This is a genomic window from Streptomyces sp. SID11385 (assembly GCF_010548245.1).
Taxonomy (GTDB): Bacteria; Actinomycetota; Actinomycetes; order Streptomycetales; family Streptomycetaceae; genus Streptomyces.
Map to the genome: position 1 here is coordinate 1 of NZ_JAAGLR010000729.1, position 2,928 is coordinate 2,928.

The 2,928-nt window shown below is 75.4% G+C and carries 2 protein-coding genes and 1 pseudogene; 1 reads left to right on the plus strand and 2 read right to left on the minus strand.

Translation table 11 applies throughout. The annotated features are described in order from the left end of the window. Positions 1-372, minus strand: a pseudogene (locus G3I42_RS22085) (alpha-(1-2)-phosphatidylinositol mannosyltransferase); the annotation flags it as partial. 185 nt (positions 373-557) lie between these two features. Here G3I42_RS22085 and G3I42_RS22090 point away from each other — a divergent pair. Then, on the plus strand, positions 558-1,814 hold the full coding sequence (locus tag G3I42_RS22090; protein WP_343244622.1) for a glycosyltransferase family 87 protein: 1,257 nt from the start codon (positions 558-560) through the stop codon (positions 1,812-1,814). 32 nt (positions 1,815-1,846) lie between these two features. On the opposite strand, the gene G3I42_RS22095 is transcribed toward G3I42_RS22090, so the two are convergent. After that, on the minus strand, positions 1,847-2,928 hold a 1,082-nt coding region (locus G3I42_RS22095; RefSeq protein ID WP_164288525.1), incomplete at its 5' end, for a hypothetical protein.

The window sequence follows — 2,928 nt, forward strand, 5'->3', positions numbered from 1 at the left end:
CGCCTCGTGCCCGTGCGTCGTGCCGACGAGCCGCGTGGCCCCCGCGGCGCGCAGCGCGGGCGCCATGAGCCCGAGCGGGGCCGCGGCGCCGAACCACACCGAGGTCGCCTCGTACCGCTTCAGGAGCAGCTTGGCGCGCGCGGTGGTGCGCGGGGTCGGGAGCAGCATCGTGGTCTGGTCGCGGTGCACACGGAAGGGCTGCTCGGCGTCGAAGCGGGCGGTGGCCTCGCGGCCCTCCCGGCTCCGTTTCCAGGTGGAGGCGTAGACGACGAAGCGCTCGGGTTCGAGGCGGAGCGCCATGTTGTGCAGGAACGACTGGATGCCGCCGGGACGTGGCGGGAAGTCGTTGGTGACGATCAAGGTCCTGTCCATCGCCGCCGACAGTACCGGTCGGCGCGGGCCCGGGGCCGCACCCCTCCCGTTGCCGCCGCTCGGCGGGCGAACCGGGACACAGCGCCCGGCGCGATGGCCCGCGGGGGGTGGGGCAGGCATCATGACCCGGACCCCGGGCCCCTGGAGGGCGCGGCCGAGGTGACGAGACGAGAGCGGGACGGTACGTGAGCGGACGGACTGGGCGGGCGACGTGGACGCGGACGGCGGGCGCGTGCGTGGTGTGGGCGGCGACGCGGGCGCTGCTCCTGCTCTCCGTGCTCAAGGTGATCGTGCCGCCCGGTCTCGACGTGACGGGCGACGTCTCGGTCACGTACCAGAACTGGGCGAACGTCCTGTCCGGCGGCGGCTTCCCCGAGCACGACGTGACGTGGCAGTACCCGCCGGGCGCCGCGCTCGCGATCCTCGCGCCGAAGCTGCTGCCGCTGTGGCCGTACGCGACGGCGTTCTTCGTCCTCGCGCTCGTGTGCGACGCGCTCGTGACGGCGCTGCTGCTGCGCGCGGCGGGGCGCCCCGGGCGGAGCGGGGCGGGGGTGTGGGTGTGGGTCGTGGGCGTGCCGCTGCTCGGGCCGACGGTCTACGCGCGCTACGACGTGATGGTCACGGCGCTCGCGGTCGGCGCGCTGCTCGTGGGGACGCGCCAGGCGCACGGTTTCGGGGCGCTCGCGGCGCTCGGCGCGGTCGTCAAGGGGTGGCCGGTGCTGCTGCTCGTCGGGACGCCGCGCGGGCGCGAGACGCGCCGCTCGTGGACGAGCGCGGCCGTGACGGGGCTCGTGCTGCTCGCCGGCTTCGGGCTCCTGATGCCGGGCAGCCTCTCGTTCCTGACCGCGCAGCGCGACCGGGGCACGGAGGTCGAGTCGCTGGGCGCGCTGGTGTTCCACTTCGCGCGGCGCTTCGGCTGGGAGGGGCGCGTCGAGTTCCACTACGGCTCGATGGAGTTCCTCGGTACGGGGGTGCCGCTCGTGTCGACGCTCGCGCAGGTGCTGAGCGTGCTCGCGCTCGGCTGGCTCGTGCTGTGGCGGGTGCGGGCGCGGGTGTGGAGCGAGGCGACGTTCGCGGACGCGGCGTTCACGGCGCTGCTGCTCTTCACGACGACGAGCCGGGTGATCAGCCCGCAGTACCTGGTGTGGCTCCTCGGCCTCGGCGCGGTGTGCCTGCTGTACCGGGGCGGGCGGATGACGCTCCCCGTGGTCCTCACGGTGATCGCCTCGTTCGTGACGTGGCTGGAGTTCCCGGTGTACTTCGGTGACGTGGTCGGCTCGACGCCGTTCGGCACGGGCCTGCTCGTCGTACGCAACGGGCTGCTCGTGGCGGCGACGGTGCTCGCCTGCCGGGGGCTGTGGCGGGAGACCGTACGGGCGGTGCCGCGCGGCGGGCGCGAGGAGCGCGAGCCGGTACCGGGGTGGGCGACGACGGACGCCTAGACGAACCGGGGCGGGGCGGGTCCCGGGCCCGTCTAGACGAGCTGCTCCTTCACGTACCCGCGCCACCTGCCCACGAGTTCCGCCTCGCTCACCCCGAGCACCTTGCGCGCGGCGGCGGCCACCGCTCCGTCCCGGCCCTTGTGCTCCCCCACCGCCTGGTAGAAGTCGCGCAGTTTCGGCTCGCCCCACTGCTCGGCGATCATCCGGCAGGCGAGCCAGCCGCCCTCGTAGGCGCGGGCGAGATCGTCCGGGTCCCCCGAGAAGGCGAAGCCGGCGTCGGTGGGCAGCGCGGTGGGCGCCTCGCCCTCGCGGACCGCCTCGGCGAGTTCGGGGGCGACCTGGCGCGGGGTGCGCCCGCTGCCGTGGTAGCCGCTCCAGTCGGCGAAGCCCTCGGAGAGCCACAGCGGGGTCTCGGCGGTCGTGGCGGAGCGGGTCGCGACGTGCGTGGCCTCGTGGACGAGCACGAAGCGCTTGCCGAAGGCGCCGAGTTCCTCGTACGCCTCGGGGTTGACGGTGACGCGGTCGGCGGGCACGTGGGCGACCGAGCCGAGTTCGCCCGTGGTGACGGCGGCGATGCCCCGGTAGTCGGCGGGCTTCTCGCCGAGGAGGGCCGCCATGCGGTCGAGCGAGGCGGGCAGCACCACGATGAGCCGCCCCGCCCACCGCTCGGGCCACACGCGGCGCACGGCGGGCACGGCGTCGTCGGCGAGCCCCGCGACGTCCGCGAGCTTCGCGCGCGACTGCCCGACGCCGAGCACGAGCGAGTCCGCACCGCGCACGACGGTCATCCTGCCCTGCTCCCAGAGCTGTTGCGGGGCCCCGGGCGCGGGTTTGTCGGCGCTCACGTACCAGCGGCCGGAGACACGCCGCAGGGTGAGGGCGCGCTGCGCGGTGACGGGGGCGCTGTCGTAGCCCTCGACGCGGTACGAGAGCGTCGCGCGGACCGCCGCGTGGTCGCCCTGGGGCGTGACGGAGGTGACGCGGTAGCTCCAGGTACGGGGCCGCAGCGCGTCGAGGTTGGCGAAGACGGTGCCCGCGCGCTCGCGGGCCCGCCCGGGCGCCGCGGTCGCGAGCCAGTCGGCGCGGTCGCGTTCCCGTACGGCGTCGCCGCGCG